Source organism: Neisseriaceae bacterium CLB008 (genome assembly GCA_041228285.1).
In the GTDB taxonomy this organism is placed as follows: domain Bacteria; phylum Pseudomonadota; class Gammaproteobacteria; order Burkholderiales; family Neisseriaceae; genus JAGNPU01.
This window is the reverse complement of sequence record CP166133.1, coordinates 2,420,498-2,442,333: the sequence shown is the minus strand read 5'-3', so window position 1 is coordinate 2,442,333 and position 21,836 is coordinate 2,420,498. Positions and strand designations below refer to the sequence as shown.

Below are 21,836 nucleotides of genomic sequence, written 5' to 3'. Positions count from 1 at the left end.
TCGTACTTAATCATGATGATGATTGGACGGGCCCAAGCCACAGGCTTGGGTGCCGTCGTTAAGTAAGATAAAAAGGTTGATTATGATTTCTGAAATTAAAAACACTGCCACCGATAAAATGGGTAAATCGCTAGAGGCCTTGCGTCAAAATCTAGCCAAAGTACGTACGGGCCGTGCCCATACCGGTATTTTGGATCAGGTGAACGTGGACTACTACGGTAACCCTACGCCCATTAGCCAAATTGCCAGCATGAACTTAATCGATGCGCGCACCATTGGCGTGAAACCGTTTGAGCGTACCATGACGGCTGCGGTTGAAAAGGCCATTCGCGACTCTAACTTAGGCTTAAACCCAGCGGCGATGGGCGACTTGATTCGTGTGCCGATGCCTATGTTGACAGAAGAGCGTCGTAAAGACTTGATTAAAGTCGTGCGCGCCGAGGCTGAAGAAGGCCGCGTGGCGATCCGCAATATCCGTCGCGATGCCAACAATGACTTTAAAACTCTTTTGAAAGATAAAGAGATTTCTGAAGATGATGCCCGTCGTGGTGAAGACGACATTCAAAAGTTAACCGACAAGCACATTGCTGAAGTAGATGCCATGCTGGCAGCTAAAGAAGAAGATTTGTTAGCTGTTTAAAGGATAGTCCCTTGTTTTCCGAGCATGCTGAAGTTGTGATTGATCACAACAATCTGCCCAAGCACGTTGCCATCATCATGGATGGCAACGGCCGTTGGGCTAAAAAACGTTTTTTACCGCGCGTGATGGGGCACAAACGTGGCCTGAGCGTGCTGCGTAATTTGGTTCAATACTGTGAAGAGTTGGGTATTGGTCATTTAACCGTGTTTGCATTTTCCACCGAAAACTGGCGTCGTCCGCAAGACGAAGTGTCGTTTTTGATGGGGCTGTTTGTGCAGGCCTTAGGCAAAGAAGTCGCCGCCATGCATGAAAATGGCTTAAGGCTGCGGGTGATCGGCGCCAAAGATCGTTTAAACGCCGATATTCTGGCGGCGATTGAAGCCGCCGAAGCCTTAACCGCTAATAACACGGGCTTAACCTTAACCATCGCGGCCGATTACGGTGGGCGTTGGGACATGGTGCAGGCGGCCAATCAGTTGATTGCCGAAGGCGTCACGGAGTTGACGGAAGAGGCGATTGCCCAAAAGCTATGCTTGAGCGACATGCCTGACCCGGATTTGTTTATCCGTACCGGCGGCGAAGTGCGCATGAGTAATTTCTTACTGTGGCAAATGGCGTATGCTGAACTGTATTTTACCGAGACCCTATGGCCAGAGTTTAATAAAAAGGCCATGGATTTGGCGATTCATTCCTACCAGGCGCGCGAGCGTCGTTTTGGTCGGACTTCTGAACAATTACCGATAGAGAAACAGCGTCCATAATATGTTGATTCCCAGAATACTCACCGCCTTGGTTTTGTTGCCCCTGATGTTGGGGATGTTGTTTTTTGCGTCGCCTATTGGCTGGATGGCGTTTGCAGGCCTGATCGCCATGGTGGCCTTGTGGGAATTCTCACGCATGGCCAAGATGCCGCTGGCGATGCAGGCGACCTATCTGAGCATTACCTTGGTGTTGGGCGTGGCGGCAGCCTATCAGCACTACCGTTTAAACCTGGTAGAGCATGGCTTGGTGCTGTTGTTCTGGGTGATCTTAGCCCCATTGTGGCTGCGCTTTAAATGGACGCCTAAGCCCGGCTTTTTGAGCCTGCTCTTGGGGTGGGTATTGATGGTGCCGTTTTGGCTGGCTCTGGTGGCGCTACGGCCCTCGGAAAACGATGCTAAAGCATTATTAGCCGTAATGGCCATGGTATGGGTGGCCGATGTGGGGGCCTACATCTTTGGGCGTCTGTTCGGTAAGCGTAAGCTGGCACCATCGATTAGCCCAGGTAAAAGCTGGGAAGGCGCCGTGGGCGGCGTGGTGTGCGTGGTGGCCTACGTATTGATCGTCGATCGCTTAGGCTGGTTTGGCTTTGTGTTGCCGACCTGGGCCTTGATTGTCGCAGCCGTGTTGTTGACTGCCGTCAGCATTGTGGGCGATCTGTTAGAAAGTTGGTTTAAGCGCGCGGCAGGGATGAAGGACAGCAGCCAGCTGTTGCCTGGCCACGGCGGCGTTTTTGACCGCGTTGACTCTTTGATTGCGGTATTGAGTATTTATGCAGCACTGCTGGCCTTTGCTGTTTATTGGACGAATTAATGAAACAAACCATCACGATTCTGGGCGCAACCGGCAGCATTGGTTGTAGTACGCTGGCCATTTTGGCCGATCACCCAGAACGATTTGCTGTCTATGCGTTAACCTGTTTTACCCAAATTGATAAACTCTTAGGCCAGTGTTTGGCTTTTGCGCCTAAGTATGCCGTTGTCGGTACCGAGGCAGCTGCGGCCGAGCTACAGCAAAAATTGCGCAGCGCCGGTTCGGAAACCGAAGTATTGTACGGCGAACAGGCCTTGGCTGAAGTGTCGACGGCTGCCGAAGTCGACACCGTCATGGCCGCTATTGTCGGCGCCGCGGGCCTGTTGCCCACGCTGTGTGCGGCCAAAATGGGCAAGCGTATTTTATTGGCCAATAAAGAAACCTTGGTTGTGGCGGGCGCCTTGTTTATGCGCGCGGCCAAAAAAGGCAGCGCCACCATTTTACCGGTGGACAGTGAACACAATGCGATTTTTCAAGTGTTGCCTGAGTCATATTCAGGTAATCTTAAGGCCCATGGCATAGAATCGATTATTCTGACGGCCTCGGGCGGCCCGTTTTTGCATAAGGATGCGGCTGAGTTTGCCCAGATTACGCCTGCTCAAGCGGTGGCTCATCCCAATTGGTCTATGGGACAGAAGATCTCGGTTGATTCGGCCAGCATGATGAATAAAGGCCTCGAAGTGATTGAAGCGCATTGGCTATTTGGCGCCAGCGTGGATCAAATTGAGGTGGTGGTTCACCCCCAAAGTGTGATACACAGTATGGTGCGCTACATTGATGGTTCAGTTTTGGCTCAAATGGGTACGCCGGATATGCGTACACCGATTGCCAACTGCTTGGCTCATCCCGAACGCATGACGTCTGGGGTGAAGCGTTTAGATTTTGGCCAGCTGTCTGGACTGACTTTTTTTGAGCCTGATTTGGTTAAGTTTGATTGTCTGGCATTGGCATTTGATGCTTTAAAAGCGGGCGGCGATGCACCTTGTGTGCTCAATGCGGCCAATGAAGTTGCCGTGGCGGCGTTTTTAGCTGGCCAGATTAAGTTTACGGACATTGGTCGCTTGGTGGGGGATTGCCTCGAAAAAATGAACTTAAGCGGCAGTGAAGACATCAATGACTTATTGGCAAAAGACAGCGCCACTCGTGAACGGGCGCTGAGCTGGATTAAAGGATAAGCATGTTGGCAGGATTGAGCAGTAGTTTGACCACGCTGTTGGCCTTTTTAGTGGCCATTGTGGTGTTGGTTAGCTTGCATGAGCTAGGTCACTATTTAGTGGCCCGTTGGTGTGGCGTGCGCGTCACGCGCTTCAGCGTGGGTTTTGGTAAGCCCTTTTTCATGCGTAAAAAAGGCCATACCGAATGGGCTCTAGCGCCTATTCCTTTAGGTGGCTATGTGCGCATGCTGGATACTCGTGAAGGTAATGTGGCCGAAGCTGATCGCCCTTTTGCGTTTGATCAGCAGCATCCGCTGAAAAAAATGGCTATTGTCTTGGCCGGTCCCATTGCCAATTTAATTTTGGCGGTGTTGTTTTTCAGCATCAGCAATATGATGGGCGTGACCGACATCAAGCCAATGGTGGGCACGGTACAGCCAGCATCGTTGGCGGCTAAGGCTCAGTTTCAGTCGGGCGACCACATTCAAAGCATCAATGGTGCTGCGGTCGTCGATTGGCAAGACGCGCAAAAGAAAATCATGTTGGGTTTAGATGGCGGTGACCTAGCGGTTGCCGTGACCGATGCCCAAGGCCAGCCGCAAACGCGTGTGATTAAAGTCGCCGGCGACAGCGCGGCGGTGGATCAGGCCATTCAAAAAGGCGTGGGCCTCATGCCTTACCGCGTGACCACGGTCTTAGGCATGGTAGCGCCAAACAGCGCAGCCGACGCCGCCGGCCTCATCAAAGGCGATAAGCTGCTCAGCGTCAATGAAAAAGAAGTGGCGAATTGGTTTGATTGGGTTACCATTATTCAAAATAGCCCGGGTAAACAACTCACCATTGGCTACGAACGAGATGGCGTGGCTGCAACCACGCATATGCGCCCTGATGCCGAAGACGTGAATGGCACCCTAGTTGGTAAAGCAGGGGTGGCGCCTTCAGGTGATGAGGCGTGGCAGCAAGAGATCAGCCATTCGTGGACGCCGGGCTTTGGTCAGAGCATTAAAATGGCGGCTGACCAGGTGTGGGACTATGTGGTGTTGACGGTCCAGTTTTTTGGCAAGCTCATTACCGGCCAAGCTTCTTTGAAGCACATTGGTGGCCCGGTGATGATTGCCGATGTGGCGGGTAAATCCGCTGCCTTAGGGGTGCAACCCTATTTAGAATTTTTAGCGCTCATTAGTGTGAGTTTAGGTGTGTTAAACTTGTTGCCAATTCCTGTGCTGGATGGGGGCCATTTTGTGTTCCACACCATCGAATGGCTACGAGGGAAACCATTAAGCGAAAAAGCTCAGGCCTTTAGTATGCGTATTGGCGTGTTTGCCATGCTCATGTTGATGATGGTCGCTTTTTTTAACGATTTTAGCCGTTTTTTTGGATAAGATTCTTCATGAAATTAAAATTTCTTACCGCAACAATCATGAGCCTGTCGTTGTCATCTATGGCATTGGCTGCAGACGCTTTTACAATTAAAGATATTCGGATTGAGGGTTTACAAAGAACTGAACCTGAAACGGTGTTTACCTATTTGCCCGTACAGGTAGGGGATTCATTTACCGACCCTAAGGGCCAGGAAATCATTAAAGCGCTTTACGCCACGGGTTTTTTTGACGATGTGCGGGTTGAGTCGCGCGATGGCCTATTGACGCTGTCGGTGATTGAACGGCCGATCATCAGCACCATTTCAGTTGAGGGTGGTAAATCCATCAGCAACGACATCATCAAAAAAACATTGGGCGGCGCAGGCCTGAATCAGGCGCATCCGTTTGACCAGTCGGTGATGAATCAGGCCATCGTGGCCTTGCAACAAGAATACGTCAATCGCGGTAAATACGCCGCCACCGTCGTACCAACGGTGACTAAGCTAGACCGTAATCGCGTGGCGATTAATCTGGTGGTTACCGAAGGTGAAACCAGTAAGATTAAAGAAATCAACTTTGTCGGCAATGAGTTTTACTCAGACCGTAAGCTGCATAAGCAAATCAGCGCGACCACCGGCGGCTGGTTTACCTGGTTCAGTAAGACTGACCAATACGCCAAGCAAAAAATGTCCAGCGATATTGAAGGGCTGACTGATTTTTACAAAAACAGCGGCTTTTTGGACTTTAGCGTAGATTCGACCCAGGTAGAGCTAAGCGCAGACAAGTCGCAAATCTATTTAACCATCAATATGACCGAAGGTCAGCGCTACACGTTTGGTGATTTCACCTTGAGTGGCGACACCAAAGAAGTACCGATGGCTGAGCTGGAAAAATTAATCAGCGCCAAAAAAGGCAAGCACTTTGACCAATCGGTGGTGAAGGGTGATATTGAGAAGATACAAGACCGTTTAGGCAAAGATGGTTACGCCATGGCCAACGTGTACGTGTTGCCTAAGCCAAACAAAGACACCGGCGTGGTGGATTTTGAATTGTCGATTGAAACCGGCCGTAAAGTGTACGTGAACCGCATCAATATTTCGGGCAACAATAAAACCCGTGATGAGGTGGTGCGCCGCGAGTTACGTCAAATGGAAGGTTCGGTATTTGACACCTCTAAGATTCAACGCTCTAAAGAACGTATTGAATTATTGGGCTACTTCGATGGCGTGACCATGGACCCAGTCGGCATTCCTAATACGCCAGACATGGTGGACGTGAACGTAGGCGTGAATGAGCGCTCAACCGGTTCTATTGACGTCAGCGCGGGTTACGTGCAGGATGAAGGCATTGTGTTTGGTGGCGGTATTTCTCAGGATAACCTGTTTGGTTCTGGTAAGGCCGCGAGCCTGTCGCTGTCAAACTCTAAAGCCAATAAACGTGCCGTGCTGTCGTTTACCGACCCTTACTTTACGCCGGATGGCGTAAGCTTAGGCTACGATGCGTTCTATCGCGTCTACAACCCTGATCGCCTAGACTCCAGCCGCTATAAAACTGAAACCTATGGCGTGGGCACCCGTTTGGGCGTGCCGGTGACTGAGTATGACCGAGTGAACTTTGGCTTGGGCGTACAAAACCAAACCATTAACACTTATGAAGACAGCCCGGATCGCTATAAAGATTTTGTGAAAGAATATGGTAATGGCAAGAAGGCCGATGTCTTGACCTATACCGGTTCGATCGGTTGGGGCCGTAACAAGACCGACAGCGCCCTATGGCCAACCCGTGGCTACATGATGCGCGCCGACTTAGATTTCAGCCTACCGGGCAGTGATGTACAATACTACAGCGCTACCCACCAACAGCAATGGTTCTTCCCCTTGACTAAGGATTTAACCTTGATGCTGAACGGTGAAGTTGGCTACGCCGATGGCTACGGTAAAACCAAAGAGCTGCCGTTCTTCCATAACTTCTACGTGGGCGGTATCGGTTCGGTTCGTGGCTACGAGACCAGCAGCTTGGGTCCTCGTGATGATGATGACTACATCGGTGGTAACCGTAAAGTGGTGGCCAACGCCGAACTGCTGTTCCCCTTGCCAGGCATTAAAGATCAGCGTTCGGTGCGCTTAAGCGTCTTTGCCGATGCGGGTAGCGTGTGGAATACCAAAGCTAAATATGCGAATGAAACCGAATCTAGCCTGAGCAGCGAAATGCGTTACTCTGCCGGTGTGGCCTTAACTTGGTTGTCGCCACTGGGCCCGATGAAGTTTAGTTATGCTTACCCATTTAAAGACAAAAAAGGCGACGACTTACAACGTTTCCAATTCCAGTTGGGTAGAGCGTTTTAATTAAGGAGTAATTGTGCGAATTTTGCAAAAAATGATGGCGGCGAGTGTGGCATTGACCCTGATGCAGGGGGTTTATGCCCAAGGCGTTCAAAAGCTTGGATTCATCAGTACCGAGCGGGTTTATCAAGAAGCAAAGGCCGCGCAGAGTATTGTGAATCGGTTGGATAAGGAATTTGCTGCCCAGCAAAACACGCTTAAAGCGTTGCGCGCTGAGGGGGTAAAGATCGAGAAAAAACTCGGCAGCAATCAGTTGAGCGCTGCCGAGCGGATCAAAACCGAAGATGAATACAAAGCTTTAATTGCCAGTTACAACGAGACCAGTGCCATGGTGTCGCGTGAGTATACCCTGCGGCGCAATGAGGAGTTTGCCAGCATTCAAGAGCAGGCCAACAACATCATCCGCAACATTGCCAAGCAGCAGGGCTACGATTTGATTTTACAAGAAGCAGTTTATGTTGATCCACGTTATGACATCACCGACTTGGTGATCAAAACCTTGGATCGACAATAACGATAAGGCCTTTCTATGTCATTGTTACTGTCACAGATCGTGACGCAGCTGGGCGGCGAGCTCGTCGGCCCAGATGTGTCAGTGACCAAAGTTGCTCCGCTTGACAGTGCTCAAGCGGAGCAAATTAGTTTTTTAGCCAATCCAAAATATCGCCATAGTTTGAATGATTCACAAGCCTCTGCGGTGATCGTGTCTGAAAAAATGGGCGCCGAGGTGGTGCCTGCCGGCATCAGCGCCATTGTGGCCAAAGACCCCTATTTGTATTTCGCCAAAGTGGCGCGCTTGTTTACGCCTGTGGTGGTCGCACAAGGGGTGGTGCATCCAACGGCAGTCATTATGCCTGGCGCCGTGGTGCCGCCGAGCTGCGATATTGGCGCTCAGGTGTACATTGGCCCTGACGTGGTGTTGGGCGAGGGTTGCCGCATATTACCGGGCACGGTGGTCGAAGCGAACTGTGTGCTGGGCGCTCAGGTGTGCCTACATGCCAATGTGACGCTGTATCCTGAGTGTGTCTTGGGCGACCGCGTAGAAGTGCACTCAGGCGCTGTAATCGGTGCAGACGGCTTCGGCATGGCGTGGGATCAAACAAAATGGTTTAAAATACCGCAAACGGGTCGGGTGATTCTGGCCGACGACGTTGAGGTTGGGGCCAATGCCACCATTGATCGCGGCGCTTTAGACGACACCGTGGTGCATCAAGGTGCCAAAATCGATAACCTGGTTCAGGTGGCCCATAATGTACAGATTGGTGCTCACAGTGCCATTGCAGGCTGTACGGGGATCGCCGGCAGTACCAAGATCGGGGCCTATTGTACGATAGGGGGGGCTGCCATGTTTGTGGGCCACATCGAAGTGGCTGATAAAACCTTTATTGGGGGCGGGACCTTGGTGAGTAAATCCATTACCGAGCCTGGCCACTATGCGTCTTCTTATCCTTTGGCGCGCCATAAGGATTGGGTGCGCAACGCCGTTCATTTACGCCATTTAAACGACATGGCAAAAAAAATAAAACAGTTAGAACAACAGCTGGCACAGCTTGGTGCCGTTAATGAAAAGGAATAAGCATGAGTATGGACATTCAATTACCGTTAGATTCGCGTGAGATTGCGAAATTATTGCCTCATCGCTATCCATTTTTATTGGTTGATCGGGTCACCGATTTTGAAGCCAATACGAGTTTGCGTGCATACAAGAACGTGACCATCAATGAAGAGTTTTTCCAAGGTCATTTTCCTAACTTCCCAGTGATGCCTGGCGTGTTAATCGTTGAAGCCATGGCTCAGGCTGCTGGCTTGTTGTCTATTTTAAGCTTGGGTGGCCGTGCTGAGAATGAAATCTATTTCTTTGCCGGTATTGATAAAGCACGCTTCAAGCGCCAAGTGGTGCCTGGTGATCAATTAGTGTTTGAAATTGAGCAGATTTCAGCGCGTCGCGGCATTGCTAAATACACAGCCGTGGCCAAGGTTGACGGTCAGGTTGCGGCTGAAGCCGAAATCATGTGCGCTAAAAAAGAAATCGAGGCTTAGTCATGAGCAACATCCATCCGACTGCCTTGGTGGATGCTAAGGCACAGCTGGCTGATGACGTCACTGTCGGGCCATACACCGTGATTGGTCCCAACGTTGTCATCGGTGCCGGCACCACGATTGGCCCTCATGTGGTGATTGAAGGCCACACCACGATTGGCGAAAACAACCATATTTTTCAGTTCTCGTCTTTAGGGGCCATCCCGCAAGACAAAAAGTTTGCCGACGAACCCACTCGTTTGGAAATCGGCAATAACAACACCATCCGTGAGTTTTGTACCTTTAATCTAGGTACGGTACAAGGCGGTGGCGTGACCAAAATTGGCGACGACAACTGGATCATGGCTTATGTGCATTTGGCGCATGACTGCATCGTCGGCAACCACACGATTTTTGCCAACAACGCCTCTTTGGCCGGCCACGTCACCATTGGTGATTGGGTGATCTTAGGCGGCTATACCTTGGTGCATCAATTCGGCGTGATCGGGCCGCATGCCATGACGGCATTTGCCGCAGGCGTGCACAAAAGCGTGCCGCCGTACGTTATGGGGGCAGGCTTTAGGGCTGAACCAGCCGGCATCAATAGCGAAGGCTTGCGCCGCCGCGGGTTCAGCGCTGAGGACATTGCCACAGTAAAACGTGCTTACAAAACCCTGTATCGCCAAGGCTTGACCTTAAATGAGGCCAAGGCAGCGATTATTGAAGAAGCGCAAACCCATGCTGTATTGCAACCGTTCGTTGATTTTTTTGCGAGCGAAGAACGAGGCATTATTCGCTAATGACCACTTGGTTCAGTCAAGAAGCCACCCTTAAGGTGGGGATGGTGGTGGGGGAGGCTTCGGGCGACTTGCTCGGCGCCCACCTCATGAGCGCCATCTTAGCGCAAAACCCTAAAGCAGAGTTTGTCGGCATTGGTGGCCCACAAATGGAAGCTTTAGGATTCAAAAGCCTGTATCCGCAAGAAAAGCTGGCCGTGCGCGGTCTGGTTGAAGTGCTGAAGCGTTTGCCCGAACTCATGGGTATTCGTAAAGGCGTGTTCAAAACCTTGATGCAGGAGCGTCCACACGTATTTGTGGGCGTGGATGCGCCCGACTTTAATTTGGCCTTAGAGGCGAAGTTTAAGCAAAAGGGTATTCCCGCCATTCATTACGTCAGCCCATCGGTGTGGGCCTGGCGTAGCGAGCGGGTGCCGAAGATTGCGCGGCAGGTGGATCACGTTTTGTGTCTGTTTCCGATGGAGCCACCGCTGTATACCGCGGTAGGCGGCAAGGCAACCTTTGTTGGGCATCCACTGGCTCAGACCATGCCGTTGATGCCCGATAAGGTGAGCATGCGCCAAAAGATGTCGATTCGGCAGGATATTCCCGTATTTACCCTGATGCCCGGCAGCCGCGTCAGCGAAATCGACTATATGGCGCCGCTGTTTTTGGGCGCGGCTAAATTAATCGCCGAGAAGCTGCCGCAGGCGCGGTTTTTAGTGCCTTTGGCAACAGTGGCCTCAACGCGGCGGTTTAAAGAGGTGTTGAGTCGCACCGATTCTTTGGATTTGCCTTTGACCATCATGAGTGGCCATGCGCAAATGGCCTGCGTGGCCAGCGATGTGGTGCTGGTGACCAGCGGTACGGCCACGCTGGAAGTGGCTTTGTGTAAGCGGCCAATGGTGATCAGCTACCGTATCTCAGGCCTAACCTATGCCTGGGTGAAGGGCAAAATCAAGAGCGCCTACGTGGGCTTACCCAATATTTTATTGAATAAGCCGGCGGTGCCTGAATTATTGCAAGACGATGCCACGCCAGAAAAGCTGGCGCGTGCCATGCTGGATTGGTATGAGGACAAGGCGGCTAGCCGTGCCGTGATGGCAGACTTTACCGCTTTACATGAAACCTTGTGTTTGGATACGGCAAAATTGGCGGCAGACGTGGTGATAAAGGAAGCCAGACGATGATGATTGCCGGTGTGGATGAGGCGGGCCGAGGCCCGTTGGTGGGCAGCGTGTTTGCGGCGGCGGTGATCTTACCCGCCCAGTTTGATCTGCCTAAGTTAACCGATTCTAAAAAGTTAACCGAAAAACAGCGCGATGCCTTGGCGATTTTGATTAAAGAGCAAGCTGTGGCCTATGCCGTGGCCGAGGCCACGACGGCGGAGATTTTGGATTTAAACATTCTGCATGCCACGATGTTGGCCATGCGCCGTGCGGTTGAAGGCTTAAACGTGGTGCCGGGGCAGGTGTTGATCGACGGCAATCGCGTGCCGCCAGGGCTGTTGATGCCGGCTCAGGCGATTGTTAAGGGCGACTTAAAAGAGCAGGTGATTTCTGCTGCCTCGATTTTGGCCAAGACGGCGCGTGATGCGCAGATGTATGCCTTAGATGCGGTGCATCCTGAATATGGGTTTGCTCAGCATAAAGGCTACGGCACCAAGCAGCATTTAGAGGCCTTGCAGACCCACGGCATTATTGCCGAGCATAGGCTAGGCTTTGCGCCGATTAAGCACATGATCTAGTGCCGTTTGTAGAGGATGGATCACAACCGACCTTGCTGTGTGTTAAGGTCGGTTTTTTTGTGGCCGTTTACTCCAGCGTTTGACGCTGAATGTGGTCTAGGGTGCGGCCTAAAAAGCGTTCGCCTATGGTTTGGAACTTAAGCGGCACGTCTGATACGTAGAACTGATGCTTGGGTTCGGTGGCGTAGTCTTGGTTTAATAAATCTGCTGAAGCCAAAGCCTGAGCCGTGGCTTCAGCGGTGGTGATGGCAGAGTCAACCAGGGTGATGCCGGGCGCTTCGCGCTCCAATAGGGGCTTGAGTAGGGGGTAGTGAGTACAGCCCAATACCAATGTATCAATGTGTTCTGACAGCAATGGCTTCATGTATTCCTTACAGGTTAGCTGGGTGACTTCGTGGTCGAGCCAGCCTTCTTCAACCAGGGGGACAAACAAAGGGCAGGCTTGCGACACCACGCGGCTGTCGTGACGTTGGCTGTGGATGGCGCGCGCATAGGCATTGCTGTTGACGGTGGTGCTGGTGGCGATGACGCCGATCTTGCCGGATTTTGAGGCCGCTAAGGCCGCTTCGGCGCCTGCGCTGATGACGTCCATCACCGGCATGCCAGCAGCCATGGTGCGTACGCGGTGGCCGGCAACGGCGGCAATGGTGTTACAGGCAATCACCAAGGCTTTAACGTCTTTTTGCAGTAGGAAATCGACGATTTGGGTGGTGAACGTTTCAATCGTGTTGGGCGATTTAACCCCGTACGGCACGCGGGCGGTGTCGCCGAAGTAGACGATGTTTTCGTGCGGTAGGCGCTCCATCAGGGCGCGAACCACGGTCAGGCCGCCAACGCCTGAGTCAAACACGCCAATGGGGCGCGAATCGTGAGTGTTCATGTGGTGCTGAGTCCATAGCCTACGGGCGTGCTGCCGCAGGGCAAGAAGTTGTGATAAGCGCCCATTTTAGCACTTTTTAATCCTGTGCCTAGTGTGCGTCGACCAGGGCGGGTTGAATTAAGTTAAAAAACCGTGATTTGGTCTTTCTGGGGCTTAAGGGCGTGATTTTTTGGAACCTTCAGGCCTCAGGGTGGGTCTATGGCTTGAGTGCGCATAGCCCCGTTGCTAGGGGCGGCGCTTTAATTTTTTGCTCAAGCTGGGCATAATGCTGTATTTAAGCTAGGGGCAGAGGATGAACACACAGACAATGAGCTTGCCGGATGAGGCGGCGACCATGGCGCTGGGCGCTGAGTTGGCTCAGGTGTTGAAAACCCCTATGGTGATTTACCTAGAAGGGGATTTGGGTGCGGGTAAGACCACCTTAACGCGTGGTTTGTTGCGTGGCTTGGGGCATGCTGGCCCAGTCAAAAGCCCGACCTACGCCATCGTGGAAAGCTATGAGCTGGCCCCGATCACGATTCATCATTTCGACCTGTACCGTTTTTCTGATCCAGAGGAATGGCTAGACGCAGGCTTAGTGGATTTATTCGACGAACGCAGCGTGTGTTTGATTGAATGGCCGGCGCAAGGCGCTGGATTTTTGCCAGACCCAGACTGGGTAGTGTCATTATCTGTGCAAAATCAAGGAAGAACCTGTACAATTATTGCTAAATCATTATTAGGTAAAGAATGTCTGAACACATGGTTAAACTGACACGCCGTCATTTCTTAGGGTCTGTTGCTGGGGGTTTGGTGCTGAGCGTGAGCCGCGTAGGTCACGCTCAAGGCATTAAGTCCAGCGTGGTTGCGGTGCGTATTTGGCCGGCTTCATCGTATACGCGCATCACCATCGAATCCTCTGAACCCGTGACCTACAAGCATTTCGAACTGGATAACCCCCGTCGAATGGTGTTGGACATTGAGGGGGTGGCGTTGAATGAGCCGATGCAAACCATCAGCACCAAAGTGTTGGCTTTTGACCCTTACATCAAGGTGGCTCGCGCCGCTCAGTTTAGTCCCGATGTGGTGCGGGTGGTGTTCGAATTAAAAGAACCAATCAATCCACAGGTGTTCTCTTTGAAGCCGATTGCGGAGTTTAAGCATCGCTTAGTGGTCGATTTATACCCGAAAAACAGCGCCGAAGAGTCGGATCCGCTGTTGGCACTGTTAGAAGATTACAACAAAGGCAAAATGAGCAAAGATGGCTCGTCGCCGAGCGTGCCTAAGGCACCGCCTAAGGTTGAGGTGGCGGTGGCACCGAAGCAGCCGGTGACGGCGAATCGTCCGTTGATTGTGATGCTGGATCCAGGTCACGGTGGCGAGGATCCGGGGGCTATTGGGCCTTCTAAGCTGCGTGAAAAAGACGTGGTCTTGCAGGTGGCGCGTGAAGTGAAGCGTTTGTTTGATCGTCAAGGTAATGTGAAAACCTATATGACCCGTAACGAAGATGTGTTTATTCCATTGAGCGTACGGGTGGCAAAGGCGCGTAAGCAAAAGGCGGATATTTTCATTTCGATCCACGCCGATGCTTTTACCAATCCTTCCGCGCGCGGCACGGGCGTGTTTGCCCTGAGTGAAAAGGGCGCTACCAGTAGTCAGGCACGCTTTTTAGCGCAAACTCAAAATGACGCCGACCTCATCGGTGGGGTGAAGGCGAAAACCGGTGATGCTTATTTGGACCGTACGCTGCTGGACTTGACCCAGACAGCCACCATTAACGACAGCTTAAAGCTGGGCGGCTTGGTGTTGAAACAGCTCGAAGGCGTGAATAAGCTGCATCGTGGCCAAGTAGAGCAGGCTGGCTTTGCCGTTTTGAAAGCGCCAGACATTCCGTCGATTTTGGTGGAAACGGCGTTTATTTCTAATCCAACCGAAGAGGGCTTGCTGAAAACGGCGGCGTTCCGAACCAAGATGGCTCAGGCCATCGTGAATGGTGTGAACCAATACATCAAGCAAGGTGCCGTGATCGCGCGTCGCTAGATGACTTGGCTAGACGATAAAAAGCTGCCCTAGGGCAGCTTTTTGCGTTTGGGCTACTGATGATGAATGATGAAAATGCAGGGGCGCTTGTGTAGGTTGGGTAAGTCTTTAGGCCAGTTAGCCACCGTTTGGCTGATGATGGTTTGGCTGGGTAGGGTCAAGTCGCAGGCAATGCATAAACGTGTTGAGGGGGCGAGTTGAGCCAGTGCGTCTTCTAAAACGGCCTGATTACGATACGGCGTTTCAATAAAGATTTGGGTTTCGTTGTTTTTTTGCGAGGTTTGCTCTAGCTGCTTTAGGGCTTTTAGACGCTCGGCTTTGTCCGAGGGTAAATAGCCTTTAAAGGTGAAGCTTTGGCCGTTGGCGCCCGAGGCCATTAAGGCCAAGAAAATGCTGGATGCGCCCATGAGCGGGCGAACGGGGATGCCTTTTTTGTGGGCGAGGGCGACCAGATTGGCGCCAGGGTCGGCGATGGCTGGGCAGCCTGCTTCACTGACCAGGCCAACGTCGTGGCCGGCTAAGAGTGGTTTGATCAGTTCGGGTAGGGCTTTCTCGTCGCTGTGCTCGTTCAGGGTGTTCATGCTCAGTTCACGAATGGGCGTGGTTACACCCATGGCTTTTAGGTGTTTGCGCGCGGTTTTTTCGGCCTCAACCACGAAATGGGTGATGTGGGTGACCTGGCTTTGTTCGTGCGGTAAGAGCCATGCTTGTTGCTCATCGCCTAAGGGCGTGGGGATTAGGTATAGGGTGCCTAGGCTCATAGTGGGTGGATTCCTTCATTGGCCAGAAAATCAATCAGTTTAAAAATAGGGAGGCCGATTAAGGCGTTTGGGTCTTCGCTGTGAATGCTCTGAATCAGCGCCGCGCCTAGGCCTTCGCTTTTGGCGCCGCCGGCGCAGTAGATGGCGTCTGGCTCGCGCGCAAGATAGGCCGTAATGGTGGCGTCGCTGAGGGTGCGCATCCGCACTTCGGTTTGGTCAACGTGTTGTTGCAAGGCGCCGGTGCGGGTGTTGAGTAAGCACAAAGCGCTATAAAAGGTTAAAACTTTGCCGCTGGTGTGGCGCAGCATGGCGAAGGCTTTATCAGTACTCATGGGTTTGCCGAGCTGCTGTGCGCCCACAAAGGCTACTTGGTCGGCGCCGATGATGAGGCTGTCGGGATGTGCACTGGCCAAAGAGCGCGCCTTGCCCACGGCCAGGCGTAAGGCAGTGTCGTGGGCGGATTCATTGGCTAAAGGGGTTTCGTCACAATTGGGCTTGGCGCAAATAAACGCCAAGCCAAGGGTTTTAAGCTGCGCTTGGCGAAAAACGGAGCTGGAGCCTAAAACAAGTGTGGTATTCTTCATAAAAAAGTCGTAAGCAAATTGACAATGTGAGGGGAAAGATTATATCATGCCCGATTTATGTTAAACATTAATTTGATCGACCCGAAGGCTTTTGCGCAATCTGCCCAATCTATTGAGGAAGAAGTGCCTGTAGCCCAACTAGATGAACGGGTGAGTAAACACGAATTCATAGTTAATCACGACGGCGTTTGTTCGTTCAGCCTTAAAGGCGGAGTGGATAAGTGGCAGCGTGCTTACCTAGACTTAACTGTGCAAGCTCATTTCAGCTTGACTTGCCAACGGTGTATGCAACCGACGGCCTTTGTTTTGGATGAATCCGCTCGCATCGTTTTATTTGATGATGAAGCCTCATTGGATGAAGCCATGCTGCAAGACCCTGACTTGGATGGGATTTTGTATGAGCCGGAACTAAACGTTTATTCGTTGGTAGAAGATCAAATTATTATGGCATTACCGTTTTCGCCTATGCATGATGATTGTGACAATGAGCAGTTGGCCAAGGTCAATCGTGATAAACCCAATCCATTTGCGGTACTGGCGGGGCTTAGGAAAAGCCAGTAACTATTTTACTTTATTAGGAGCATCAACATGGCCGTTCAACAAAACAAAAAATCACCTTCAAAACGTGGTATGCACCGTTCACACGACGCATTGACCTTACCTGCATTGGCAACTGAGCCTACAACAGGTGAAATCCATTTGCGTCACCACATTTCACCAAACGGTACTTACCGCGGTCGTAAAGTGGTTAAAGTTAAAGGCGAATAAGCTTTTAAGACATTAAGCCAGATCATGCCTCGATAAGAGACAGTTCTGGCTTTTTTGTATGCGCTTGAAATTTTAGAATAAATAATCTATTGTTAGGTGAATACAGGGCAATCGCTGCATTTTTCCGAAGTTTGCTGATTTTATGCCAATGGATGCTGCGTTGTGTGCTTGTATAGGGAAAAGCGCTCATGATAAGCTTCACCTTTTCGCGTCAAATAGATTATATATGATAACCATTGCAGTAGATGCCATGGGCGGTGACATTGGCTTAAGCGTCACCGTACCTGCCGCCGTTTCTTTTTTAAAAAGAAACACCGACGCCCGCCTGATTATGGTGGGTGATCAAGACCGCGTTACCGAGGCCTTAAAGGCCGCTGGTGCGCCGCTGGATCGAATTGAGGTTAAGCACGCCAGCGAAGTGGTTGAGATGGATGAGTCGCCGCAGCTGGCGCTTAAAAACAAGAAGCAGTCGTCTATGCGCTTGGCGATTAACGAAGTGAAAGAAGCGCGCGCAGAAGCTGCCGTGTCTGCGGGCAATACCGGCGCCTTAATGGCGACGGCGCGCTATGTGTTAAAAACCTTAAGTGGGGTCGACAGACCGGCCATTGCAAAATTTATGCCCAATGCCAAAGGCACGCTGACGTGCGTGTTGGACTTGGGTGCCAATATTGAATGTACCGCCGAGCAGTTGGTTCAGTTTGGCATGATGGGGGCGGAGCTGGTGCGCGCCTTGCATCCGGAGAATCAAAATCCAACCGTGGGTTTGTTGAATATTGGTACTGAAGACATCAAAGGCACTACGGTGGTGAAAGAAGCGCACCAATTGTTTCAACTAACCGATCTGAACTACGTGGGTAACGTAGAAGGGGACGACATTTATACCGGTGACGTCGATGTAATCGCCACCGATGGCTTTGTGGGTAACGTGGCTTTAAAAGCCAGTGAAGGCATTGCCAAAATGTTCGCCACGTTTATTAAGGCTGAATTTAAGCGTAATGCGTTGACTAAGCTGTGTGGTTTGTTGGCATTGCCAGTGTTGAATGCCTTTAAAAACCGTGCAGATGCCCGTCGCTACAATGGCGCCATTTTCTTGGGCCTGCGCGGCGTGGTGGTGAAAAGCCACGGGGGCACCGATGAGGTGGGCTTTGAATTTGCCTTGCAAGAGGCCTATGTCGAAGCCAAAGCCGGTATTCTCAGTGCTCTTGAAGCCGGGATGACTCAGCAAATGACGCGTTTGGCCGAGCAGCAAGCACAAATCGAAGCAGCAGCCCAAACGGCTGAAAATGCTTAAAGTGCGCTTGTTGCGCCATAGTGAGAAAGATAAAAAAGAATGAAATTTGCGAAAATCATGGGGACAGGCAGCTATCTGCCTAGCCAATGCTTGACCAATGAGGATTTGGCCAAGCGAGTAGAGACTTCCGATGAGTGGATTGTGAGCCGTACCGGCATCAAAACCCGCCACATTGCCGCCGAAGGGGAACAGACCAGCGACTTAGCCATGCATGCGGCCAAAGCCGCTTTGGCCCACGCCAACATCGACGCCAACGACATTGATTTAATCATTGTGGCCACGGCCACACCCGACATGACCTTCCCCAGTACGGCTTGCTTGGTGCAAGAAAAGCTCGGCATCACCAATGGCTGTGCCGCGTTTGACGTACAGGCTGTGTGCGCTGGCTTTATGTATGCCTTGGTGACGGCCAATAACTACATTCGGACCGGCATGGCCACCAAGGCCTTAGTCATCGGTGCCGAAACCTTTAGCCGCCTCTTAAACTGGGAAGATCGCCGTACCTGCGTGCTGTTTGGCGATGGCGCTGGCGCCGTGGTGCTAGAAGCGGCCGACGAGCCTGGCATCATGCACGCTAAGCTGGCGGCCGATGGCCGTTATAACCATATTTTGCAAACCCCAGGCGTGGTCGCCAACGGCGCCGTTGTCGGCGATCCCTTCCTACATATGGATGGTCCTGCCGTGTTTAAGTTTGCGGTGAAGGCCTTGGCTAAAGTGGGTGAAGAGGTGTTGGAAATGGCTGGTTTAACCGCTGATTCGATCGATTGGGTGGTGCCGCATCAGGCTAATCTACGCATCATTGACAGCACGGCACGCCATCTAGGTCTGTCGATGGACAAAGTGATTTTGACCGTGGCCGAACATGGCAATACCTCTGCCGCCTCTATTCCGTTGGCGCTCGATCGCGGCGTCAAGGATGGCCGCATTCAGCGTGGGCAGAACCTATTGCTAGAGGGCATCGGCGGTGGTTTTGCTTGGGGCGCAGTGTTACTGCGTTACTAAACTCACATCAATCATAGGCTGCTTGAACCATCGAGCAGCCTATGTTTATCTGTAGCAGTTGCGTTTGCGCCGTGGCGCAAACCACACGAAAGGATGATTATGGCATTGGCCTTCTTTTTTCCAGGACAGGGCTCTCAGAGCCTAAATATGATGGCAGGCTTTGACGGCGTTGATGTCGTCAAGCAAACCTTTGCTGAAGCCTCTACGGCTTTGGGTGAAGACCTGTGGGCCATGATGAATGGCGACGATGCCGCGGTGATTAATGAAACCGTGAATACTCAGCCATTGATGCTGGTGGCCGGTGTGGCCACTTATCGCGCCTATTTGGCCGCTGGCGGTAAAGTGCCTACGGTGATGGCCGGGCACAGCTTAGGTGAATACACGGCCTTAGTGGCCGCCGGTAGCCTAGACTTTGCGGATGCGGTGAAGCTGGTGCGTTTACGCGCTCAGCTAATGCAAGAAGCCGTGCCGGTTGGTGAAGGCGCCATGGCTGCGGTTTTGGGCTTATCGGATGAAGACGTTAAAGCCGTGTGTGCCGAAGCGGCTCAGGGCGAAGTGGTTGAGGCGGTTAACTTTAACGCCACCGGCCAAGTGGTGATTGCCGGCCAAACCGAAGCGGTTAATCGCGCCATGGCCTTGGCCAAAGAAAAAGGCGCCAAGCGTGCCTTGCCTTTGCCTGTGTCAGTACCCGCCCACAGCAGCCTGCTGAAAGGCGCTTCTGAAAAACTGGCTGCAGCTTTGGCCGACGTGGTTGTTCAGACGCCAGCGATTCGCGTGATTCACAATGCCGATGTGGCGAGTTTTGACGCGCCAGACGACATTAAGGCTGCCTTGGTGCGCCAATTGTACTCCCCAGTTTTGTGGACGGACACCGTCAACCTATTGGCTGAAGAAGGCGTGACCGTGGCGGCCGAGTGTGGCCCCGGTAAAGTTTTGGCCGGCCTGTGTAAGCGCATTAACGATCAGGTGAAATGCAGCGCTTTGGTGAAAGCCGAAGATCTAACTCAATTTATTGACGCACAATAAGGACAGACCATGATGGACTTAACGGGCAAGGTTGCCTTAGTAACGGGCGCTTCTCGCGGCATTGGCGAAGCCATTGCGCAAACATTGGCTCAAGCGGGCGCCATCGTGATTGGCACCGCCACCAGTGAAGCTCAGGCGGGCGTAATCAACGAACGCTTGGCGCCTATGGGTGGTGCAGGGCGCGTATTGAACGTTGGCGAAGACGGTGCGATTGAAGCCTTGATCGACGCCATCGCCACTGAGTTTGGCCCTGTGGCTGTTTTGGTGAACAATGCCGGCATCACCAAAGACAATCTGCTGATGCGGATGAAGGAAGAAGAGTGGGATGCGGTCATGGACGTGAACTTAAAGTCTGTTTACCGTGCGTCTAAAGCTGTCTTGCGTGGCATGATGAAGGCCCGTAGCGGCCGCATCATCAACATCGCGTCGGTGGTGGGCACCATGGGCAATGCTGGCCAAACCAACTATGCCGCGGCCAAGGCTGGGATGATGGGCTTTACCAAATCCATGGCGCGTGAAGTGGGCAGCCGTAACATTACCGTTAACTGCGTGGCGCCTGGTTTTATCGAAACCGACATGACTAAAGCCCTACCAGAAGAGCAGCGTGCGGCTTTGGCGCAGCAAATTGCGTTGGGTGCCTTAGGCGAGCCACAGCACATTGCTGACGCCGTGTTGTTCTTGGCCAGTGAGCAGGCTAGCTACATTACCGGTCAAACCCTACACGTCAATGGTGGCATGTTAATGCCGTAAGCGGCTGCATGTGGCATTGATCAGCGCATGCGGGCCTTAGCCTGTGTGCGCTTTTTTTATTTTGTGATGAGGATGCACGCGATGACGACTGTGATGATTCGGGCGATAGAGCCCAAGGATGCGACGGCCTTACAGGCGTTGTTTTCCCTACCTGAAGTGTATCGCCAAACCTCGCTCATGCCTTATTCGAGTGAAGTTTTTTGGCAGCAAAAAATAACGCCAGTCGACGGCTGGCATCATTTGGTGGCAGAGCTAGATGGGCAGGTTGTCGGGCAGGTGACCATTTATTTAGAGCCCAAAATGCGCCGTCGACACGCGGCCACCCTTGGCTTAGCGGTTCATCCTGATTTTTCTGGGCGCGGCATAGGCCGACAGCTCATGATTGCGGCGATGGCCGTTTGTGATGATTGGCTAAACGTGCAGCGCATTGAGCTGATTGTCTATACGGACAACGAAGTGGCGGTGAGGCTGTATCAAAAGCTCGGATTTGTGATCGAAGGCCGGATGCTCGGCTATGCGTTCCGAGAGGGCGCGTATCAAGATGCTTATCAAATGGCGCGCTGTCGCTGGCCTCATCCTCAGAGCAATCGGGCTGACGGCCCAGAAAGTGAAGGGTAAATGGCTGAGCTGCTGATTCGGGCGGTGAGCGTTGATGATGCCGTGGCGCTGCAACATCTGTTTAATCAACCAGATGCCTACAGCCAAACCTTACACCTGCCCCATACTGATCAAGCCCAGTGGCAAGAGCGTCTTCAGACCAAGGCGGGCTCGCATAAGCTGGTGGCGGTGCTGGATGGCCAAGTGGTTGGTTTGATTGAGCTGGCGGTGGAACAGGCGCTTCGCCGCCGCCACGTGGGTAATATTGGCTTGGGGGTGCATCCAGCGTTTACGCGTCAAGGCATCGGCGCGCGTCTATTGGCCGAAGCCCTCCACTTGGCTGATGACTGGCTGAATCTGCAGCGTTTGGAGTTAACGGTGTTTACCGACAATGTTGGCGCCATCGCCCTGTATGAAAAAATGGGCTTTGAGATTGAGGGCACTAGCCGCCGCTATGCTTTTCGCGCTGGCGTGTATGAAGACGTTTATCAGATGGCGCGCTGCCGCTGATGGTGGCGAGGCGCTTGGGCAGGCTTGTATGGGCGAA

Annotated in this window: 25 protein-coding genes; 22 read left to right on the top strand and 3 right to left on the bottom strand. The window is 52.3% G+C overall.

Translation table 11 applies throughout. The features are described 5' to 3' along the window. The first annotated feature begins 82 nt into the window (after window positions 1–82). From frr to rnhB, 12 genes are read left to right on the top strand one after another with little or no spacing between them, the layout of a single operon-like run. Entirely contained in the window at window positions 83–640 is a 558-nt protein-coding gene (gene frr / locus AB8Q18_11240; protein XDZ50757.1) for a ribosome recycling factor, read from the top strand. Between the two features lie 11 nt (window positions 641–651). Then, window positions 652–1,401, top strand: coding sequence for an isoprenyl transferase (locus AB8Q18_11235; protein XDZ50756.1), 750 nt, complete (start codon window positions 652–654; stop codon window positions 1,399–1,401). Between the two features lies 1 nt (window position 1,402). Next, window positions 1,403–2,212, top strand: a complete 810-nt coding sequence (locus tag AB8Q18_11230; protein ID XDZ50755.1) for a phosphatidate cytidylyltransferase — start codon at window positions 1,403–1,405, stop codon at window positions 2,210–2,212. Further along, window positions 2,212–3,387 carry a 1-deoxy-D-xylulose-5-phosphate reductoisomerase gene (ispC, locus tag AB8Q18_11225; GenBank protein ID XDZ50754.1) on the top strand — a complete coding sequence of 392 codons (1,176 nt, stop codon included), beginning with the start codon at window positions 2,212–2,214 and terminating at the stop codon, window positions 3,385–3,387. Before AB8Q18_11230 ends, ispC begins: the two co-directional genes overlap by 1 nt. A 26-nt stretch (window positions 3,388–3,413) precedes the next feature. After that, window positions 3,414–4,748: an RIP metalloprotease RseP gene (gene rseP / locus AB8Q18_11220; GenBank protein XDZ52926.1), complete on the top strand. Its 1,335-nt coding sequence runs from the start codon at window positions 3,414–3,416 to the stop codon at window positions 4,746–4,748. An 8-nt stretch (window positions 4,749–4,756) separates the two neighbouring features. Continuing rightward, window positions 4,757–7,072: an outer membrane protein assembly factor BamA gene (bamA, locus tag AB8Q18_11215; protein XDZ50753.1), complete on the top strand. Its 2,316-nt coding sequence runs from the start codon at window positions 4,757–4,759 to the stop codon at window positions 7,070–7,072. 13 nt (window positions 7,073–7,085) lie between these two features. After that, window positions 7,086–7,583, top strand: coding sequence for an OmpH family outer membrane protein (locus AB8Q18_11210; protein XDZ50752.1), 498 nt, complete (start codon window positions 7,086–7,088; stop codon window positions 7,581–7,583). A gap of 15 nt (window positions 7,584–7,598) precedes the next feature. After that, window positions 7,599–8,645, top strand: coding sequence for a UDP-3-O-(3-hydroxymyristoyl)glucosamine N-acyltransferase (lpxD, locus tag AB8Q18_11205; protein XDZ50751.1), 1,047 nt, complete (start codon window positions 7,599–7,601; stop codon window positions 8,643–8,645). Between the two features lie 8 nt (window positions 8,646–8,653). Further along, window positions 8,654–9,109 carry a 3-hydroxyacyl-ACP dehydratase FabZ gene (gene fabZ / locus AB8Q18_11200; GenBank protein XDZ52925.1) on the top strand — a complete coding sequence of 152 codons (456 nt, stop codon included), beginning with the start codon at window positions 8,654–8,656 and terminating at the stop codon, window positions 9,107–9,109. Window positions 9,110–9,111: 2 nt separating this feature from the next. After that, window positions 9,112–9,888: an acyl-ACP--UDP-N-acetylglucosamine O-acyltransferase gene (lpxA, locus tag AB8Q18_11195; protein ID XDZ50750.1), complete on the top strand. Its 777-nt coding sequence runs from the start codon at window positions 9,112–9,114 to the stop codon at window positions 9,886–9,888. After that, window positions 9,888–11,054, top strand: a complete 1,167-nt coding sequence (gene lpxB / locus AB8Q18_11190; GenBank protein ID XDZ50749.1) for a lipid-A-disaccharide synthase — start codon at window positions 9,888–9,890, stop codon at window positions 11,052–11,054. Before lpxA ends, lpxB begins: the two co-directional genes overlap by 1 nt. Then, entirely contained in the window at window positions 11,051–11,611 is a 561-nt protein-coding gene (rnhB, locus tag AB8Q18_11185; GenBank protein XDZ50748.1) for a ribonuclease HII, read from the top strand. Before lpxB ends, rnhB begins: the two co-directional genes overlap by 4 nt. Window positions 11,612–11,678: 67 nt before the next feature. Here the strand turns inward: rnhB and murI are convergent, their stop codons facing one another. Continuing rightward, window positions 11,679–12,491, bottom strand: a complete 813-nt coding sequence (gene murI, locus AB8Q18_11180; GenBank protein XDZ50747.1) for a glutamate racemase — start codon at window positions 12,489–12,491, stop codon at window positions 11,679–11,681. Window positions 12,492–12,783: 292 nt separating this feature from the next. Here murI and tsaE point away from each other — a divergent pair, with 292 nt between their 5' ends. Both tsaE and AB8Q18_11170 read left to right on the top strand, forming a co-directional pair. After that, window positions 12,784–13,245, top strand: a complete 462-nt coding sequence (gene tsaE / locus AB8Q18_11175; protein ID XDZ50746.1) for a tRNA (adenosine(37)-N6)-threonylcarbamoyltransferase complex ATPase subunit type 1 TsaE — start codon at window positions 12,784–12,786, stop codon at window positions 13,243–13,245. Continuing rightward, entirely contained in the window at window positions 13,233–14,510 is a 1,278-nt protein-coding gene (locus AB8Q18_11170) for an N-acetylmuramoyl-L-alanine amidase (protein ID XDZ50745.1), read from the top strand. The genes tsaE and AB8Q18_11170 overlap by 13 nt, the downstream gene beginning before the upstream one ends. 53 nt (window positions 14,511–14,563) lie before the next feature. On the opposite strand, the gene AB8Q18_11165 is transcribed toward AB8Q18_11170, so the two are convergent. Both AB8Q18_11165 and AB8Q18_11160 read right to left on the bottom strand, forming a co-directional pair. Continuing rightward, the gene (locus AB8Q18_11165) at window positions 14,564–15,271 is read right to left on the bottom strand and encodes an SAM-dependent methyltransferase (GenBank protein ID XDZ50744.1); all 708 of its coding nucleotides are present in this window, start codon (window positions 15,269–15,271) and stop codon (window positions 14,564–14,566) included. Next, complete coding sequence (locus AB8Q18_11160; GenBank protein ID XDZ50743.1) at window positions 15,268–15,855, bottom strand: nucleoside triphosphate pyrophosphatase; 588 nt, start codon at window positions 15,853–15,855, stop codon at window positions 15,268–15,270. The genes AB8Q18_11165 and AB8Q18_11160 overlap by 4 nt, the downstream gene beginning before the upstream one ends. Before the next feature lie 57 nt (window positions 15,856–15,912). On the opposite strand from AB8Q18_11160, the gene AB8Q18_11155 reads away from it, so the two are divergent. The 8 genes from AB8Q18_11155 to AB8Q18_11120 all read left to right on the top strand — a co-directional run bounded on the left by AB8Q18_11155 (window position 15,913) and on the right by AB8Q18_11120 (window position 21,799). Next, window positions 15,913–16,416 (top strand): DUF177 domain-containing protein, encoded by a 504-nt coding sequence (locus tag AB8Q18_11155; protein XDZ50742.1) that lies wholly within the window; start codon window positions 15,913–15,915, stop codon window positions 16,414–16,416. A gap of 27 nt (window positions 16,417–16,443) precedes the next feature. Next, window positions 16,444–16,623 carry a 50S ribosomal protein L32 gene (gene rpmF, locus AB8Q18_11150; GenBank protein XDZ50741.1) on the top strand — a complete coding sequence of 60 codons (180 nt, stop codon included), beginning with the start codon at window positions 16,444–16,446 and terminating at the stop codon, window positions 16,621–16,623. Between the two features lie 226 nt (window positions 16,624–16,849). Beyond that, on the top strand, window positions 16,850–17,914 hold the full coding sequence (gene plsX, locus AB8Q18_11145) for a phosphate acyltransferase PlsX (protein XDZ50740.1): 1,065 nt from the start codon (window positions 16,850–16,852) through the stop codon (window positions 17,912–17,914). A gap of 39 nt (window positions 17,915–17,953) precedes the next feature. Then, on the top strand, window positions 17,954–18,916 hold the full coding sequence (locus AB8Q18_11140) for a beta-ketoacyl-ACP synthase III (protein ID XDZ50739.1): 963 nt from the start codon (window positions 17,954–17,956) through the stop codon (window positions 18,914–18,916). A 99-nt stretch (window positions 18,917–19,015) separates the two neighbouring features. Then, on the top strand, window positions 19,016–19,942 hold the full coding sequence (gene fabD / locus AB8Q18_11135; GenBank protein XDZ50738.1) for an ACP S-malonyltransferase: 927 nt from the start codon (window positions 19,016–19,018) through the stop codon (window positions 19,940–19,942). Between the two features lie 12 nt (window positions 19,943–19,954). Beyond that, window positions 19,955–20,692 carry a 3-oxoacyl-ACP reductase FabG gene (fabG, locus tag AB8Q18_11130; GenBank protein ID XDZ52924.1) on the top strand — a complete coding sequence of 246 codons (738 nt, stop codon included), beginning with the start codon at window positions 19,955–19,957 and terminating at the stop codon, window positions 20,690–20,692. A gap of 81 nt (window positions 20,693–20,773) precedes the next feature. Continuing rightward, window positions 20,774–21,310: a GNAT family N-acetyltransferase gene (locus AB8Q18_11125; GenBank protein XDZ50737.1), complete on the top strand. Its 537-nt coding sequence runs from the start codon at window positions 20,774–20,776 to the stop codon at window positions 21,308–21,310. Further along, a complete protein-coding gene (locus tag AB8Q18_11120; GenBank protein XDZ50736.1) occupies window positions 21,311–21,799 on the top strand; it encodes a GNAT family N-acetyltransferase in 489 nt (162 codons plus the stop codon). Window positions 21,800–21,836 lie beyond the last annotated feature (37 nt).

What these genes read in the sequence shown, in the direction of transcription:
- AB8Q18_11120 (XDZ50736.1), top strand. Translation starts at nt 21,311, where the DNA reads ATGGCTGAGCTGCTGATTCGGGCGGTGAGCGTTGATGATGCCGTGGCG.
- tsaE (XDZ50746.1), top strand. Translation starts at nt 12,784, where the DNA reads ATGAACACACAGACAATGAGCTTGCCGGATGAGGCGGCGACCATGGCG.
- AB8Q18_11125 (XDZ50737.1), top strand. Translation starts at nt 20,774, where the DNA reads ATGACGACTGTGATGATTCGGGCGATAGAGCCCAAGGATGCGACGGCC.
- rpmF (XDZ50741.1), top strand. Translation starts at nt 16,444, where the DNA reads ATGGCCGTTCAACAAAACAAAAAATCACCTTCAAAACGTGGTATGCAC.
- lpxB (XDZ50749.1), top strand. Translation starts at nt 9,888, where the DNA reads ATGACCACTTGGTTCAGTCAAGAAGCCACCCTTAAGGTGGGGATGGTG.
- fabD (XDZ50738.1), top strand. Translation starts at nt 19,016, where the DNA reads ATGGCATTGGCCTTCTTTTTTCCAGGACAGGGCTCTCAGAGCCTAAAT.
- murI (XDZ50747.1), bottom strand. Translation starts at nt 12,491, where the DNA reads ATGAACACTCACGATTCGCGCCCCATTGGCGTGTTTGACTCAGGCGTT.
- fabZ (XDZ52925.1), top strand. Translation starts at nt 8,654, where the DNA reads ATGGACATTCAATTACCGTTAGATTCGCGTGAGATTGCGAAATTATTG.
- rnhB (XDZ50748.1), top strand. Translation starts at nt 11,051, where the DNA reads ATGATGATTGCCGGTGTGGATGAGGCGGGCCGAGGCCCGTTGGTGGGC.
- fabG (XDZ52924.1), top strand. Translation starts at nt 19,955, where the DNA reads ATGGACTTAACGGGCAAGGTTGCCTTAGTAACGGGCGCTTCTCGCGGC.
- AB8Q18_11165 (XDZ50744.1), bottom strand. Translation starts at nt 15,271, where the DNA reads ATGAGCCTAGGCACCCTATACCTAATCCCCACGCCCTTAGGCGATGAG.
- AB8Q18_11170 (XDZ50745.1), top strand. Translation starts at nt 13,233, where the DNA reads ATGGTTAAACTGACACGCCGTCATTTCTTAGGGTCTGTTGCTGGGGGT.
- AB8Q18_11230 (XDZ50755.1), top strand. Translation starts at nt 1,403, where the DNA reads ATGTTGATTCCCAGAATACTCACCGCCTTGGTTTTGTTGCCCCTGATG.
- bamA (XDZ50753.1), top strand. Translation starts at nt 4,757, where the DNA reads ATGAAATTAAAATTTCTTACCGCAACAATCATGAGCCTGTCGTTGTCA.
- lpxD (XDZ50751.1), top strand. Translation starts at nt 7,599, where the DNA reads ATGTCATTGTTACTGTCACAGATCGTGACGCAGCTGGGCGGCGAGCTC.
- ispC (XDZ50754.1), top strand. Translation starts at nt 2,212, where the DNA reads ATGAAACAAACCATCACGATTCTGGGCGCAACCGGCAGCATTGGTTGT.
- AB8Q18_11140 (XDZ50739.1), top strand. Translation starts at nt 17,954, where the DNA reads ATGAAATTTGCGAAAATCATGGGGACAGGCAGCTATCTGCCTAGCCAA.
- frr (XDZ50757.1), top strand. Translation starts at nt 83, where the DNA reads ATGATTTCTGAAATTAAAAACACTGCCACCGATAAAATGGGTAAATCG.
- lpxA (XDZ50750.1), top strand. Translation starts at nt 9,112, where the DNA reads ATGAGCAACATCCATCCGACTGCCTTGGTGGATGCTAAGGCACAGCTG.
- AB8Q18_11155 (XDZ50742.1), top strand. Translation starts at nt 15,913, where the DNA reads ATGTTAAACATTAATTTGATCGACCCGAAGGCTTTTGCGCAATCTGCC.
- plsX (XDZ50740.1), top strand. Translation starts at nt 16,850, where the DNA reads ATGATAACCATTGCAGTAGATGCCATGGGCGGTGACATTGGCTTAAGC.
- AB8Q18_11160 (XDZ50743.1), bottom strand. Translation starts at nt 15,855, where the DNA reads ATGAAGAATACCACACTTGTTTTAGGCTCCAGCTCCGTTTTTCGCCAA.